The organism is Microbulbifer maximicatervae (SeqCode), assembly GCF_056231245.1.
In genome coordinates this window covers 2400980-2415459 of the sequence record NZ_CP174334.1, presented here as the reverse complement: position 1 = coordinate 2415459, position 14480 = coordinate 2400980, and the positions used below count along the sequence as shown (strand labels likewise).

Annotated in this window: 16 protein-coding genes; 7 read left to right on the top strand and 9 right to left on the bottom strand. The window is 46.7% G+C overall.

Going from position 1 to position 14480, the window contains the following annotated elements; genetic code table 11:
- Positions 1-171 precede the first annotated feature (171 nt).
- Positions 172-531 (bottom strand): ArsR/SmtB family transcription factor, encoded by a 360-nt coding sequence (locus ACJJIS_RS10510; protein ID WP_413661976.1) that lies wholly within the window; start codon positions 529-531, stop codon positions 172-174.
- Positions 532-819: 288 nt separating this feature from the next.
- Here ACJJIS_RS10510 and ACJJIS_RS10505 point away from each other — a divergent pair, with 288 nt between their 5' ends.
- Positions 820-1305, top strand: coding sequence for an SRPBCC family protein (locus ACJJIS_RS10505; RefSeq protein WP_475710229.1), 486 nt, complete (start codon positions 820-822; stop codon positions 1303-1305).
- A 21-nt stretch (positions 1306-1326) separates the two neighbouring features.
- On the opposite strand, the gene ACJJIS_RS10500 is transcribed toward ACJJIS_RS10505, so the two are convergent.
- Positions 1327-2184: an urea transporter gene (locus ACJJIS_RS10500; RefSeq protein WP_445354198.1), complete on the bottom strand. Its 858-nt coding sequence runs from the start codon at positions 2182-2184 to the stop codon at positions 1327-1329.
- Between the two features lie 336 nt (positions 2185-2520).
- Complete coding sequence (locus ACJJIS_RS10495) at positions 2521-3471, bottom strand: IS5 family transposase (protein ID WP_444916445.1); 951 nt, start codon at positions 3469-3471, stop codon at positions 2521-2523.
- Positions 3472-3800: 329 nt separating this feature from the next.
- On the opposite strand from ACJJIS_RS10495, the gene ACJJIS_RS10490 reads away from it, so the two are divergent.
- A complete protein-coding gene (locus ACJJIS_RS10490; RefSeq protein WP_108733199.1) occupies positions 3801-4169 on the top strand; it encodes a putative quinol monooxygenase in 369 nt (122 codons plus the stop codon).
- Positions 4170-4289: 120 nt separating this feature from the next.
- Here the strand turns inward: ACJJIS_RS10490 and ACJJIS_RS10485 are convergent, their stop codons facing one another.
- Positions 4290-4964, bottom strand: coding sequence for a hypothetical protein (locus ACJJIS_RS10485; protein ID WP_445354199.1), 675 nt, complete (start codon positions 4962-4964; stop codon positions 4290-4292).
- Between the two features lie 336 nt (positions 4965-5300).
- On the opposite strand from ACJJIS_RS10485, the gene ACJJIS_RS10480 reads away from it, so the two are divergent.
- The 4 genes from ACJJIS_RS10480 to ACJJIS_RS10465 all read left to right on the top strand — a co-directional run bounded on the left by ACJJIS_RS10480 (position 5301) and on the right by ACJJIS_RS10465 (position 8161).
- The gene (locus ACJJIS_RS10480) at positions 5301-5711 is read left to right on the top strand and encodes a thioredoxin family protein (RefSeq protein ID WP_445354200.1); all 411 of its coding nucleotides are present in this window, start codon (positions 5301-5303) and stop codon (positions 5709-5711) included.
- Positions 5704-6405 (top strand): cytochrome c biogenesis CcdA family protein, encoded by a 702-nt coding sequence (locus ACJJIS_RS10475; protein ID WP_445354201.1) that lies wholly within the window; start codon positions 5704-5706, stop codon positions 6403-6405. Before ACJJIS_RS10480 ends, ACJJIS_RS10475 begins: the two co-directional genes overlap by 8 nt.
- A 129-nt stretch (positions 6406-6534) precedes the next feature.
- Positions 6535-7479, top strand: a complete 945-nt coding sequence (locus tag ACJJIS_RS10470) for an SMP-30/gluconolactonase/LRE family protein (RefSeq protein WP_475710228.1) — start codon at positions 6535-6537, stop codon at positions 7477-7479.
- Positions 7480-7591: 112 nt separating this feature from the next.
- Positions 7592-8161 carry a carboxymuconolactone decarboxylase family protein gene (locus tag ACJJIS_RS10465; RefSeq protein WP_413661969.1) on the top strand — a complete coding sequence of 190 codons (570 nt, stop codon included), beginning with the start codon at positions 7592-7594 and terminating at the stop codon, positions 8159-8161.
- Between the two features lie 252 nt (positions 8162-8413).
- Here ACJJIS_RS10465 and ACJJIS_RS10460 read toward each other — a convergent pair whose 3' ends face one another.
- Genes ACJJIS_RS10460 through ACJJIS_RS10450 form a run of 3 tightly spaced genes read right to left on the bottom strand, consistent with a single transcriptional unit; the run spans position 8414 to position 10613 of the window.
- Positions 8414-9997 carry a PepSY-associated TM helix domain-containing protein gene (locus tag ACJJIS_RS10460; protein WP_475710227.1) on the bottom strand — a complete coding sequence of 528 codons (1584 nt, stop codon included), beginning with the start codon at positions 9995-9997 and terminating at the stop codon, positions 8414-8416.
- Between the two features lie 21 nt (positions 9998-10018).
- Positions 10019-10291 (bottom strand): hypothetical protein, encoded by a 273-nt coding sequence (locus ACJJIS_RS10455; RefSeq protein WP_475710226.1) that lies wholly within the window; start codon positions 10289-10291, stop codon positions 10019-10021.
- A 4-nt stretch (positions 10292-10295) separates the two neighbouring features.
- On the bottom strand, positions 10296-10613 hold the full coding sequence (locus ACJJIS_RS10450; protein ID WP_475710225.1) for a hypothetical protein: 318 nt from the start codon (positions 10611-10613) through the stop codon (positions 10296-10298).
- 291 nt (positions 10614-10904) lie between these two features.
- On the opposite strand from ACJJIS_RS10450, the gene ACJJIS_RS10445 reads away from it, so the two are divergent.
- Positions 10905-11384 carry a hypothetical protein gene (locus ACJJIS_RS10445; RefSeq protein WP_475710224.1) on the top strand — a complete coding sequence of 160 codons (480 nt, stop codon included), beginning with the start codon at positions 10905-10907 and terminating at the stop codon, positions 11382-11384.
- Between the two features lie 369 nt (positions 11385-11753).
- On the opposite strand, the gene ACJJIS_RS10440 is transcribed toward ACJJIS_RS10445, so the two are convergent.
- A complete protein-coding gene (locus ACJJIS_RS10440; RefSeq protein WP_475710223.1) occupies positions 11754-12380 on the bottom strand; it encodes a LysE family translocator in 627 nt (208 codons plus the stop codon).
- Positions 12381-12509: 129 nt separating this feature from the next.
- Entirely contained in the window at positions 12510-14321 is a 1812-nt protein-coding gene (locus ACJJIS_RS10435; protein WP_445358335.1) for a hypothetical protein, read from the bottom strand.
- Between the last annotated feature and the right edge of the window lie 159 nt (positions 14322-14480).

The following is a 14480-nucleotide window of genomic DNA, read 5'->3' as shown; positions in this document are numbered from 1 at the left end:
GCCGAGTGCAAAAAATAACGATAGTTAGCTTTTTGGGTAACTATAGTTAACAGTAATTGTTAGGTCAATGGATAACCCGCGAAAGGCTCCGCGCGGTTAAAGCTTCAGTGCTAGGTGGGGTGGAGGGAGAGAAATTGGTTTACGCCTGGGGGATCCGTACTGTTCGGGCATTTACCCCTTTTGTACTAAGTCATCCTGCTCTTCTGCATCAAGCGTTTCGACATAGCTCGCCATCCGAGCCATCCGGCCTTCCCATATAGCCGTTTGTGTATTGATCCATTTTTGTGCGGCAGTCAGTTGCTTGGGTTTTATCTCACAGGTTCGCACGCGACCGGTTTTCTTGGAGCGAATCAAGCCCGCATCCTCCAGCACACCAATATGCTTCATGAACGAAGGGAGTGCCATCTCAAATGGTTCTGCGAGCTCGGTGACCGACGCTGGTCCGCTTATCAAATGCTGAATGACAGCGCGTCGTGTTGGATCAGCCAGAGCTTGGAAAACAGTATTCAGGTTGTCGTGATTTTCTTCCATCTGAATAAGTATATCGGTGAAAAATTGTTAGGCAATGGCTACTGGGTGTAGCTGCGTATTAAAAGCAGCTTAAGGTTACTTGGAAACTGCTTATTCAGTCATTCGATTAGCCTCGCCACCTCAACGATAATGGATATGCTATAGAGCGTCTGCAAGCGCTGGTTTGGCTCCCTACTATGATCATAGAATCAGGTGGAGTCGATTAAATGGTGTTATAGGACAAAGATAAAATGTTTCAGTGTTAACAGGCTGCTGGAACCCCCCTACTTAAAAGAATAAGGTGCAACAGTGATCGATTTTACATATCAAAAGGATGTTCGAACCGAACTGATCTCTTATACAGTCCGGGCAGTGCCAGAGAAGGTCTTTGATGCCTGGATCATACCCAACATGGTTGAAAAATGGTGGGGGCCTGACGATTTCACGACACGTGTACTCAACCTCACCGCCAAGGTTGGTGGGTGCTTTGCTTTTGAGATGACTGCTCCAAACGGCAGTTCCTGCATTATGTCTGGTGTGTATCGCAGCGTTGACAGGCCAAAGCGATTGGTTTTTGAAGTCCACGAGCATTGCAATCTTAATCTGCCAAACAGCACCGAGCCGCAAGAGAATGCATCTTTGGTCGAAGTTGTTTTCAGGGGCAGTGAGCTTGGTACCATCGTTACTCTGACACATACGCTTCTCAACACTGACTATGCAAAACTGGCAAAAGTCAGTTGGACTCAATCAATTCGTCAAATGGAAGCTGTACTTACCGAATCTTTCACGAGTTAGTGTTTTCTCTAATGGACTGGATTAATGAGTTAATGTAAGTTTTCTTTGGATCAACAATATAATCCAGCTAGCGATAACAAATGGCGCGGTTAATACAATAATATCAGCGCTCATAAAAGCCATTGCGATTGGAACGGTTAATATGCTCCCTGCAATTGGGGCTAGCCATCGCTTACGACCATTTGATAATGCAATAGCGCTCAAAGATGCATTGTAACCGAAGAGCCCGGCAAGAATTAATGTGGGTGATAAGGCCAGGAACATGGCCAGTGATGTGGCCAGCATTCCACCAATAATACTCCAACACGCATGAGATTTATTCGAGATAAAAATCCCAATTAAAAAACAAATACCTGTAATGGCATTGTTCTGAAAGATAATTTGACCAATACCTTCGAATATCCCCCAGGTTGAGGTGTTTTCGTTAACAAATACTGTAGTTGGCGCTAGATCTAGTGCTGGAGCCAATATCCATATAGCCCATATCACCAGAATGTAGGGTGCAGTATAAGGCGGAAGGACAAAATGAAGCAGCATAAAGCGCATAATTAAGACTGCTAAAGCACTTCCACCGACAATCAATAAAAAAGTCATTAGGGATGGAGCATATAATAAGAATATGACTACACCGATCAAAGCTCCATTGTACCCAAATAGTCCATCCTCAATTTGTTTTACGGGATAATTAAGGATATTTGCACAGGCAGTTGAGGTGATAACCCCAATTGCGACCCCTATAGCCATGGCAATAGAGTTAACTGTTACTCCGAGTATGAATAGAAAGCCACTCAAGGCGTTTCTTTGCAGGATGACCTGGCTAATTCCTCTGAAGAGACTGACAAGACAATTTCTGAGTTTTGTAGTTATTGGCTTTGTCATAGTATCTCTATTACAGCCTTAATTCGAATTAGTTAGTGTGGCTGCCAGATTTTGAGCCAAGTGAAATTAGATTATATTGTGTATGAAATTAGCAAAGGGGTTATCCATTATCTTTCTTAACCTGAATAAGTTGTAATTGACCCTACCCGCTCATTTGTTCACGGTCATAAATATACTATTAACTTTAGGGACCCTCTGATCAACGAAGCATTTTTCCAGAATTAAGCTGAGCTGCTTGAAAATTCACTTTATTACGCACAAATGTGTAATTTTCGCGTAATAGTCCCCTAATTTTCATCTGAAACCCTCAATAGGCGGGTTTCAGGCGAACCACCCCTAGGCAGCCAAGTATTTTCTCCCTATTAATAAGTTGGTAAAGCCTGCCAGTAAGCACAGCCTCTCAGTATTCTTTAGCAGTCCCCGATAGCGGACCTTGTCATAGCCAAATATCCGTTTGATGTAGCGGAAGGGGTGCTCGACCTTCGCTCTTATCTGCGCCTTGATCTTTTCCGCTTTACGAAGTGCATCACGCCCTGGAAGAGTTTTTAGCTTGCTCGGCTTCATTGCTATATACCAATCCGCCTCCCGCTCTTTCAACTCTTCACGTTTCTCCGCACCAATGTACCCAGAGTCTCCCCAGATTCTTTTCTCCTCCCCGTGGAGAACTCGCTCTGTAGTTGTGACATCATGCGAATTCGCTGCTGTTGTATCTATGCTATGTATTACTCCGAGCACATCATCAACCCCGATATGCATTTTCATCCCAAAATGCCACTGATTGCCTTTCTTTGTTTGATGCATTTCCGGATCACGTTCTTTCTTTTCATTCTTAGTTGAAGTTGGCGCAGAGATAATAGTGGCATCTACAATCGTGCCTTCACGCAGTACCATGCCATTCTCAGCAAGATGTTTGTTGATTTCATCAAAAAGAGCTGCACCTAGCTGATTGAGCTCCAGTAAGTGGCGAAAGTTAAGAATCGTTGTTTCATCGGGAATTGGGTTACTCAAAGTCAATCCAGCAAAACTACGCATGGATTCAATTTCATACAGTGCATCTTCCATAGCGGGATCACTGAGATTGTAAAATAGTTGCATGCAATGAATACGAAGCATGACACTCAATGGATATGGCTGTCGGCCAAGTTTGCCTTGTGGGTAACAAGGAGTGATCTGAGCCTCTAGTCGCTGCCATGGGATGAGGGTTTCCATTTGAGAAAGAAACTTCTCTCGGCGAGTTATACGGCGCTTTAGCTTATATTCTGCTTCGGCAAAGGTGACTTGGTGCATGATTCATCGTAGTCTTGATGGGTAGGTGAATATTACCAAATTGACTCAGAATTATTCAGAGGTTCCTTAGGTTATCCAGAATAAGCCATGGGCAATACACATTTACCAGGTAAGCTCGATATATTGTAGTGCTACTTAGTTGACTGTCACGTTCTGATCAGAAGCCTGTAGTCTGCTTTAACTTATTAAATTTTCTTCATACCTGTGATTAAATGTGCTTCCCCAAAAACCATCTACAATTCAACACACCACTTAAGCGCCGTGGGTAGTACTTTAAGCTATTCCGGTGTATATGGTTAAACGATACTTTCGGTAGTGAGGTAGCAAGCATGTTTAACAACGTAGGTTGGATTATCGAGGGAAAGATAAGAAAGGGACATGAAGCGGAGTTCAAAGCTGTTGTGAATGAGATGGTCGCAGCAACTAAGAAAGAAGGTGGAACCCTGAACTACCAGTATTACGTAACCGATGATGGAAACGTGCTTATCTATGAGCATTTCAAGGATTCCAAATCCGCTCATAAGCATATTGACTCGTGGGACAACTTTGCCGATCGTTGGATAGCGGCTGCTGAACCGACTCGCTTAGTCCACCTGGGAGATATGCCACAAGATCTTCGGGAGCGTCACTCAGGCCTGCAATCAACTCTATACCACCCTTACGCTGGATTTGAACGTTCAGGCGGTAAGGCTCACTAACCGTTTAGGGAAGAAAGTAAAGGTGTAAGACTTTCACCAGTTGAGTTGATAACTACATGTTTCAAGACAACTGGTGAAGGTTGGGTACCCTTTCATTTATAAAAAGTTACTCCAGCAGCTTCATGGAATCCCATATTTCTCAGCCAATCGATCGATTTCTGCTTGTGATCTGGAATTATCTGGACACTTCGCACCAAACCATGGGTTTAGATCACTGTCTGTATTTGTAGCAGGTAGCTCTTTAACATCAAAACAGCGGTCTCCAACTTGAACAAAGGTTCCTGTCGAGGTCTGGTATCTGTTTTCTGTAGGCTGATATCGACGGACTTTGTTGCGTTCCCTGGCTATTTTTCTCTCAAGAGCGGGATTGAATACAGACGGTTGTCGCCCTGACCTTGGCGCAGTTGGGAGATCCTCGGAATGGGGCCTTGCCTCTAATGCTCCTTCCAATTTGGGTGGTGGCTCTTCTATTTTGGCTGGCTTCACCTTATTCAAACTATCAGATATTGGTGGGCTAGTAACGGTTACTGCATCTGTCGGAGCGGTATCCTGCTCTGATACTACGCTCGGTTCTTCAGCAGTTGGCGGAGACGTAGAAGGCAGAGAAGTAAATGGGGCCAGTAAATTGACTTCTAGCGACGTGTTGGTTCTAGGAGTTGGACTTGGAGCTATTGATACTGGAACAACTATCAGTGCTATATGGGTTCCAATAGCAATAAGTACTGAGACTGCAAAGCGCCAATTTTTGGTGGTTTTGATGTTGGAGAGTGCAGGTGTCGTCGTATTAAAATCCATCTACTTCGTAGACCATATCTCAATAGACCTGGCCAAAATCCTTTTCCGAAAAACTCTGTGATTAGTGCGATAACAGGTAGGACTCCCACAGACCTTATAAGTTCTTTGGAGGCTCCAACTTCACCTGGTTGTTACTTTTTGACAATGAGGCCATCACCCTCCTCCAGTTAGCCTTCTTCGTTCCTGAATACACAGAGAATCGCCCCAGGGTTCCTAGTCAAACAAATCCTCTTAGCCTTACTGTAAGAAATTGCACTCCAATACGACCAAGATGGGTATCTAAACAGACTGTCTTCAAATTGGGGCTTATACCCTGCCACTAAGGATATGGATTGTATGAAATTTATCCGCTTAGCTCTTCGCACCTTGATCGCCGCTACATTAGTTTTTTCTATGCCATTCGCTCTAGCATCAGAGCCATTTTCCGAAGAACGATTCAAGGAGTTACAAGCCGCCAAACGACCCATTTTGATCGATGTGAGAGCAGATTGGTGCCCAACCTGTAAAAAGCAGGGCGAGATTCTGACGCAGTTTCAGAGGGACAATGCCCAATGTGGCCTTACGATCCTGAATGTGGATTTCGACTCCCAGAAAAAGTGGGTTAAGCACTTCCGCGCTCCTCGGCAATCAACGCTACTACTGTTTAATGGGGAGCAACAAGTGTGGTTCAGTGTTGCCGAAACTCGTGCCGATGTAATTCAGCAGAATATCTTCGATTCAGTTAAGGCTTGCACTGACAATGCTTGAGCTTAGCGCCATCCCCCTGGCTTTGATCGCGGGTACTCTCAGTATTCTCTCTCCCTGTGTTTGGCCATTGGTGCCAATGGTTGTCGGGGCTTCTAGTAGTGCCGGGCGCTGGGGGCCGTACGCGTTGGCGATTGGGCTGAGCTTGTCATTTGCATTGGCAGGTACGGTGCTGAGCTTTCTATTGGTCTCCTTAGGATTAGACCCAGAACTCTTCCGCTATATTGCCGCGATAATGTTAGTGGCGGTTGCATTAGTCTTGTTGATCAAACCACTTTCCGATTGGCTGACCTTGCGTTTATCAAAAATCACCGCAGGGGCGAGCATTACCGGTGATGGAGCTTGGGCTGGGCAGTTTGGTATTGGCTTCCTTACCGGAATCATCTGGCTGCCATGTGTTGGCCCTACCCTGGGTGCCGCTATAGCACTGGCTTCCATGGGCCAACAATTGGGGCAGTCATTTATGGTGATGTTTGCTTTCGGACTAGGTACCGGTACAGCGCTTTTAGTGGCTGGGGGGCTATCGAGGCAGATTTATACTCGACTGTCACCATCAGTTGGGGCTTTCGCGATTGGAGGCAAAACAGTACTAGGTCTTATACTATTACTACTCGGGATACTGGTCTTGAGTGGGCTTGATAAAGTAATGGAAGCCTGGGCTTTGAATTGGATTCCTGGGTGGACTTTCAGTTTTTGATGGTCTTTTAGTGGTAAGCCAAGCCATATTGGCTTTTACGGGCCGGGTATTCTTATTCGGCCTTCTTAACTTGGAATCACAAAATTAGCCTTACGACTCATTAGGTACTCGCTCCCTTCATCGGTGTGAATGCGCACTTTTCATATTGGAGGATTTACGGTGGTAGAAATCGAGTGTCTATGGGAGTGCAATGATGGATTGGGCGAGACACCGATTTGGTCAGCGGAAGACAAGTCTATCTATTGGGCTGATCACGTTAACCCCGAATCTGACCCCACTGACGCCCGGCCTCCATCCATAAGAAGTTTCAATATCGAAACAGGCGAACGCAAGACCTGGGAGATGCCTGAACAAATAGGCTCCTTTGGCTTCCGCCGTGGAGGCGGAATGATCGGAGGTGGATGCTCCGGTTTCTTTGCGATCGACTTGGAAAACAGGCGTGTCGATACAATCGTTAATCCTGAACCCGGTAGGCCCCACAGTCGTTTGAATGATGGCAAAGTGGACCGCTATGGACGTTTCTGGTGCGGTAGTATGGATGTGCGTTTTAAAGACAAATCTTCCTATCTCTATTGTTTGGAGCCCGATTTAACTTACCGAAAGGCCGATAAGGATTTTCGCTTTGTTGTAGCCAACGGCATTGCTTTTGACCCTGAAGATACGCGAATGTATTTCGGGGATACCTTTGGACATATGGTTTACGTATTCGATCTGGATATCAGTGACGGCCGGATTAGTAACCGGCGCCCTTTCTTCTCCATTGAAGACCGACAACCAGGAATTGTCGACGGTGCAACGGTAGATACGGAGGGGTTTTACTGGTTTGCGTTGAATCTTGGGAGCAAAATATTGCGAGTGGATCCCAAAGGAAGGCTTGATAGAGAGATCGACCTGCCGATTCGCAGCCCTACCTGTATCGCTTTTGGCGGTAATAATTATGAGACACTGTTTGTCACATCTCAGCAGTCATTCCTCACTAAAGGGGAACTGGCTCGACATCCTCAACCGGGCTGTATCTTAGCCGTTCACGGGCTTGGAGTTCAGGGGCTTCCTGAGCCAAAGTTCGGCAGTTAACTAGCTCTTAATTGCAACTCTTCAAATAGGCATCCCTATTCTTGCGTTCTGTCGGGCTAGAATCTTTGTGTGTGATAAATCTGAATCGCCAATTGGACAAGAGAGGTGTCAGTTGCGTATCCCTGCCATCCCACCAGAAGAGCTCAGCGAAGAACAGAAACCTCTTTACGAAGATATGAGTAATGAGATGAAGGGGTATTTCACAGGTTTCATCAAGAAGCGCAAGGATGGCGCTTTACTGGGGCCCTGGGCACCAGCACTGCAATATCCCAGGTTTGGAAAGCCCTGGTGGGACAATATCAAGGCTATTGCGGACAAACCCACGCTTCCTAAGGCTGCTCGGGAGGTTGCGATTCTAATCACCGCAGCTCATTTTAAAGCGGGTTATGAGTTGTACTCCCATACGGTTATTGGTGAGAAAAGTGAGTTGGCAAGGAGCAAAATTGCCACTATCGCAGCGGGCCAGCGTCCGATAGACCTAACTTTTGAGGAAGCCGCTGCTTATGATGTCGCCGCATCACTTGCAGCTGGAGGCCGCCTGCCAAAGGCTACTTGGGAGATGGCCGTGAGTGCTTTCGGTAACGAGGGCGCCGCCGAACTGGTCTTTCTCGTGGCTGGCTATCATCAGGTCTCTGCCATTTTAAATGGTTTTGATATTTCCATACCTGGTGACGGGAGTTAGGGAAAATCTCGGTTCGGGAGGGGGCAAGAATGTTCTGGGTTTATCCATCCCAACGACACACTCATCCCATATGTAAGTTGTGAAAAAAGTAGCGTCCTCTGAATGCTTGAAAGCAAATACCACTCTCTTCGAGAGTAATTGAGTGGAAGGTAAAGTGTGTAGTTGGGATAGGTTGCAGCGCCCTATTCCAGTGCTGTACAGATTCTATTGAGGTTACGAGATGGCATTCGCCATCTCGCAGGAAATAGCCCGTTATTGGGCGGCAACAGCTTGGGGTATATCTGCAGACTGCTTTGACTGGGATACCTGCCTATAGATATATCTGCTCGAATAGAGGCAAATGACACCCATTACCAGGGCGCCCAGGTCAGTGAAGACTACTGGCAAAGTGATGGACTTCCAGGGGACCAGCAGACCATTCCCAGTTACCAGCGCATTCAGCAGCGGGATGCCGCACAGTAGCAAGCCTGCACAAAGTGAGAGATCTGCTAATGCAGGTTTTATCTGGCGGCGCAACATCGCCCAGGCTATGGCCACTCCCCATACAGAGAGATACACCATTTCAATCCAGTGAAAGCGCTGATCGCCACCACCACCGGGAGGTAACAGCTTATTGGCATAGAAAGTAGCCGCGGTGGCGACAACCAAACCGGCACAAACCCCTACCGTGAGCAAACTGAGGAACCAGCCGGAACCTCGGGTATTAATATCACCAGAGGGAAGCTTCTGTCTCTGTGCCTTGCGAACCTGCCAGATAACGGTGCCCGTTACCATCATCAAACACAATGCCAATCCCAACACAAAGTACAGGGCTTTTATCAGGAAGCCACCGTAGAGTGCGTAGTGAAGTGGAGTCAGTGAAAAATACGCCCGCATAAACGGACCTGAGTCCTGCACTGGGTTATTGATGTTAACTACTTCGCCATCTTCACTGCGGTATTTGACATCAACAAAGCGCACCAGCGCCTCGTTTGTTTGGCCCGAGACTTGGACAACCTGATTGCGATCCCCGTAGGCCTCCACATAAATGGCTTTGGGTTTCGCATTAGGCACTTGGTCCTGGTAGCGCAGCAGTATTTGGTTATAGCTACTGGATTCCAAAGGCTCGCCAGTTATCTCAGGATGTTCCCCCACTACCGAGGCGACTGCTGCTTCCACATTACCTTCAAAAGCAGAAAATGCAGCAACCTGAATCATAATGCCATTCAGGCCAAGTATTGCGCCGGTAAAAGCAATCACTATATGGAACGGTAGCGGCCAGACCCCTAATACTTTGTGCAGGTCTGTCCATTTGAGCCGCCTGCTGCGATCCACACGGAATTTAAACATCTCTTTAAAAATTTTCTTGTGAATGATGATGCCACTTAATATGGAGAGCAGCATCACCAAGCCCATCAGTCCAACCAGGTAGCGTCCGAAAGGCCTGGGAAACAGTAGGTCAGTGTGCATATACGTCAATAGCTCAGCGAAATCAGAGCCGCTGGGCGGCAGCACTTCACCGGTATTGGGGTTTATATGGCGTACCTCGGTTTCCTCACTTTCAGCATCAGTCCAGAGCACTTCCAGCATAGGATGGTAGTAGTCTGGCATTGAGATCATAAAAAAGCTGTCCTCACCGATATTTGCCTCGGCGAGCACCGGAGCGACCAGTCGATCTACATCCACAGGCGCTTCAGCATCGAAGGCAATACGATGCTCGGGTCGTTCCCATTGGGTCAGCTCGTGGCCAAATAGTGCGACCACGCCGGAAAAGGAAATTACGAATAGCAGAATAGAAAATAACACCCCAATCCAGGAGTGAATTTCGTAAAAAAGGATATTGCTACGCTGTTGCATTTAAATTGGCTAGACCGAAAATTATAAAAAAGAAAGAGCGCTTAGTCCGAGCACGACCAGCAACAGGGACAGTAGGTATGCCGCTGCGCGCCAAGTGGAGGCGGCGAGTAACCCCATACTCATATACCCGACCCATAAAAGAGTCGATAACATAGATCCCGCTGCCATCCGTTCTGTTGGCTCGGCGGACGGCCAGTAAATCGATAGCATCACCGTGCTGGAAAACATCAAGATAATGCTCAGCACAATGGTCAGGGCGACCTGTTGCCAACTGATTTTTATTGAAGCAGCCATAGAGTTATCCGATAGTCAGAAGAGCCTGCTCTAATACCAACAAGCCCACTACTGACAGCGGAAAATGGCGAAGCAGCCAATTAGGTTTGATTGGGGCGAGCAGTGCTTGTAATAAAGCGCAGAACATCGCGACACAAAGCCAGATGGGTATCCCTACCTCCCAACCATATAGGAATCCATAAGGAATTGAACTCACCGGAAGCACCCACCAGGCAATTCTTTGTAAGCGCTTAATACTACTGAGCTGTAGATCTTTATGTCTGGTTACAAAAATAAGTAGTACAGCCAAATAAGTAAGTAGGAAAGCCACCAGGTTAGACATTGAAGTTTTCCAGCCTTCTTTGCTTAGAGGTCGCGGATTTTTTGAACATTGCGCTTATTCTTTACAGAAATGGAGTTTCGTAGTTGCAAATATTGCCTTCAATACTGGGAAGCTTTGTATTTAGCGATCTACTGGGTTTAAATTTAAGTCACAAATAATAATCATTATCAGTTGTAGTCTATCTTAAGATACATGTTTGTTCAATTGGCTTGAAAATGCAGGCAGACTGGAAGGTAGCAAGGAAGAGGTCTAAGTTCTTTTACCTTTCTTCCATATCTTATCGTTCTTATCATGTGGATTATTGACTTCGAAGCCAGTGGCTTATCCAAGCAGAGCTACCCTATAGAAGTTGTCCTCTGCTCTGAAACAGTGGAATACCAGGCGCTAATAAAACCAGTGCCACACTGGTCTTATTGGTCCGATGATGCTGAATCGATACATAACATTTCCCGATCAAAGCTAGAATCCGAGGGTATAGATTCAACTACAGTGGCTTATAGCCCAAACAGGATTCTTTCAGGTCAAATTGTCTATTGTGATGCCCTGCTCTGGGATAGTTTTTGGTGCAATGCCCTTTTTTCTGATACTGGCATTCATCAGGAGTTTGAACTCAGGGATATTCAGGAGCTAATAGGTGGCTCTGAAAATCACTTAAGAGCATTCATTAATGAGCGCGAAAAGCTGGAGGACTCTGACAAATTCACAGTTCATCGAGCACTGGATGATGCAAAAATAATCAGGAAGGCACTAAAAGTAGCATTAGCAGGCTGATATGAGTGAGTAGCTTTGGAGTTAAGTAAAACGGTCGTCCTCCTTTGACTAACTAACAGAGAGCAGTAATTAGGGAGCCTCTGAGTAACTCCGTGATACCTCTGGCATGCAGAGCGGTTCACAATCAAGGCGCGGCTTCGCAGGAATGTCTAGACCTTTCAAGAAGTCGCAACGCGGAGTGTGAATCGCTCTGCAAGCCCCGAAGGGCGGGCCTTGAAGGCCACAGCTGCTGCGTTGCAGCTCTTGCAAAGGGCTACGGCCATTCGCGGCGAGCTGCGCCTAACATCTGCAGCCTTCAAGACCCGCAGAGGCATTACGGAGTTACTCAGAGGCTCCTTAGGTCTATTACTTCTGCATCTAGTGGAGGCACTAACTCTTTGCCGCAATAAAAACACCACTTCCTATAAGTAAAGCCCCAGAGCCGTATTTTAGAGCCGGGGTCTTTCCTGATTGACTGATTGTTGACCGTGCCTTGCAGGCAAGGTACGCATAACCGGCCATCACACTGCCTACGGCTAGCGTTGCAATTGCAAATATAATTGCAATGTCCAAAGAAGCAACACGAGTTAGATCGAGGAATGCTGGAAAGAAGCTTACGTAGAAAAGAATAGCTTTCGGGTTACCCAGCGTGGTGACTAAGCCCAGTAGAAAACTTGAAAAGCTGCTATGGGAGTGGCTTGTTGCTATTTGGTTTTGGTCGACTTGTCTTTTCTTTGCTGAGAGAAAGATATTCATTCCCAGCCAGATAAGATAGGCTGCTCCAGCATATTTAATAACGATGAATAAGCTCCCCAAGGTTTCGGCTAGCGTTGCTAGGCCAAGCAGAGCTAACAAAATAAAGAAATAATCACCTACAACAATTCCCACTACTGTAATTAATCCCTGGCGCAAGCCGAGTGTCACTGACCGGGAAACAACAGCTAATACTCCCGGCCCAGGTATCAGTGCTAGAACTAGCATTGAAATGAACAGAGCTAAGGATGTGGAGATTGTCATGAGGTACTCAGTGATTTTTAACTATTTTGAGTATTGATTCTATATGTTCAAATATTGAACGCAACCTAATTGGGTCTGCTCCCCAAAATGGGGAGCAGACCCAGCTAGTCAGATAGATATGGCGATGAATTAATCCTGTTGCATACCATTAACCCATTTCGGTTTCTTGGGGGCGATAGGAGCGAATCGATATAGCTCCCAACCGCCATCGGGGTTGAGATTAAAGGGGTTCGCTGTTCCAAGCCACATGAAGGTTGGGTGATTAATCATCGTTCTAAAACCGAAGTTAGCTGAATTGCCCACACCATTTATAGTTGCAGGAATAGCGCGCTGATTTGGCGAGAGGAATCGATAGAGCTTTGCGCCAGATGTTACCGGGTTGGATAGTGCGTTTTCCAGTAGCATAAGTAGTTCTGCTGGAAGTTCACCTGCGGGGTCAGTTCCACTCTCTATTAGAGCTGCAAATTGCTTACTGACATCTAGGGTACCCAGGTACATATTGTCTCCAGTTACTCCCAGGCGCCAAGTGTATACATTAAATGGCCAACCCAATCCGGCTCTGCCTAGCTTCGGGGCTCCAGCCAGTGTCTGAGTATCCACAAACTCATTACTATCTGGGTCCCAAACCTGGACACTTTGATACCCATATAGGACATTAACCCTCGGTTTCTTCTTCCCTTTATCTCTCTTACTTTTTCTGGTGAATCGGTCACCACTGAACACAGTGGTTGCACGATGAGTTGCGATTATGGTTCCCAATTCACCAATAGGCGTATCCCAGGTTTCGCCATAGGCTTGAACATGGCTTCTGAAACCACCTAATGGAAAGTTAATCGTGCCCCAGTAGAGCTTTCCTTGCCATGATGTAATGTCTCCGCCCGCATAGGCCCGAGCACTGATGAGGTCTGGTTCGTACTCAGTGATGTTCCAGACCTCTTCCCACTCTTCAACATCACTGGGCTTAAAGCCTCCGGGAGGTATCCTGGGGCTCATTACAATTCCCGAATAGGCCAGAACTTCTCCAGTTTGAGTATTAACATTGGGCCAGGTGGAGGAAAATATACGCCCTCTATGTACAGTCAGGTTTGCAGGGGTGCTTTCCATGGTTCCCACTGCTTCAAACTTGAATGGATCATGCAGATCGCCCATCCAGCGAAGGACTTGGCCTGATCCACCCAGGTCTTCTTGTAATCGAACGCCTGTGTACAACACACCTTTGTAATTTAAAAACTTACGGATGTTTGAATACTCAGGGAATCTTTTCGATCCCAAGTACTGCCCGGTACTTGCCTGCCAAGCCATCATAATGATGCTGTTACCGCCGCCCTCGCCGGCTATACCTTCTTGGACACCGCCGGGTCCCGCAAGAAAAATAACATCGTCAGCATAGCCACCCGAGCGGAACCCCAATGTGTCTTGAAGAAGTGGGTCATAAGTGGGGGTTATTTCTGTTACTTCCAGGGTACAAGTGTCCATGCGGTAAGCTGTCGGTGCCCGCCAATCGCCAAGGTTTTTAAGGTTGGGGTTTTCCTGGGCCAGTATCCCTTGATTGAATTCGCATACCCATCCCTGGTTTGGCGCAAATATTGGAGTCAAAACTGCATCCGGGGCCGCTTGTGCGGTACAAGGAACGTTGGCACCTGTTCCCCAATACAAAAACTTGGGAGATTCAGCCATTCCCCAGATCTGTGCACTATTGCGTTTAGGCTCCCCCGCAGAACATACCCCATCGACCAATTCCGGGTAGGGTTGGCCAATACCGTTAAAGCACTCGTCGATCGGTGCTTTAAATAGTTTGTCAAAACGCGGCTTAACCCGTTTGCACCTTTTGTCTGGATGACCTTGAGGCCCAACTTCTGGTATTGCCCATTGAGCGTTAGCGAAAATTGGGATTGTGGAGGTTAAAAGTAACGAAATTGCAAAATATGCGGTGGCTCTCATGTATATTCCCTGCCCTACTACTTACCGCTACAGCGGAAAAATCAACGGTTAAAAGGCTTGTGGGTCTTATTAATCGCAGGCCAAATGGGTCAGCAATATCCAAGACTAAATAAAGGTTAGGATCTTGAAGGTGAGAGGAACTGATTAATTCTATGAATA

Bases quoted from the DNA above. Each gene is read 5' to 3' on its own strand.
- ACJJIS_RS10455 (WP_475710226.1), bottom strand. From the start codon at position 10,291: ATGGCTGCTTCAATAAAAATCAGTTGGCAACAGGTCGCCCTGACCATT.
- ACJJIS_RS10460 (WP_475710227.1), bottom strand. From the start codon at position 9,997: ATGCAACAGCGTAGCAATATCCTTTTTTACGAAATTCACTCCTGGATT.
- ACJJIS_RS10475 (WP_445354201.1), top strand. From the start codon at position 5,704: ATGCTTGAGCTTAGCGCCATCCCCCTGGCTTTGATCGCGGGTACTCTC.
- ACJJIS_RS10490 (WP_108733199.1), top strand. From the start codon at position 3,801: ATGTTTAACAACGTAGGTTGGATTATCGAGGGAAAGATAAGAAAGGGA.
- ACJJIS_RS10500 (WP_445354198.1), bottom strand. From the start codon at position 2,184: ATGACAAAGCCAATAACTACAAAACTCAGAAATTGTCTTGTCAGTCTC.
- ACJJIS_RS10445 (WP_475710224.1), top strand. From the start codon at position 10,905: ATGTGGATTATTGACTTCGAAGCCAGTGGCTTATCCAAGCAGAGCTAC.
- ACJJIS_RS10440 (WP_475710223.1), bottom strand. From the start codon at position 12,380: ATGACAATCTCCACATCCTTAGCTCTGTTCATTTCAATGCTAGTTCTA.
- ACJJIS_RS10450 (WP_475710225.1), bottom strand. From the start codon at position 10,613: ATGTCTAACCTGGTGGCTTTCCTACTTACTTATTTGGCTGTACTACTT.
- ACJJIS_RS10510 (WP_413661976.1), bottom strand. From the start codon at position 531: ATGGAAGAAAATCACGACAACCTGAATACTGTTTTCCAAGCTCTGGCT.
- ACJJIS_RS10495 (WP_444916445.1), bottom strand. From the start codon at position 3,471: ATGCACCAAGTCACCTTTGCCGAAGCAGAATATAAGCTAAAGCGCCGT.
- ACJJIS_RS10435 (WP_445358335.1), bottom strand. From the start codon at position 14,321: ATGAGAGCCACCGCATATTTTGCAATTTCGTTACTTTTAACCTCCACA.
- ACJJIS_RS10470 (WP_475710228.1), top strand. From the start codon at position 6,535: ATGCGCACTTTTCATATTGGAGGATTTACGGTGGTAGAAATCGAGTGT.
- ACJJIS_RS10480 (WP_445354200.1), top strand. From the start codon at position 5,301: ATGAAATTTATCCGCTTAGCTCTTCGCACCTTGATCGCCGCTACATTA.
- ACJJIS_RS10485 (WP_445354199.1), bottom strand. From the start codon at position 4,964: ATGGATTTTAATACGACGACACCTGCACTCTCCAACATCAAAACCACC.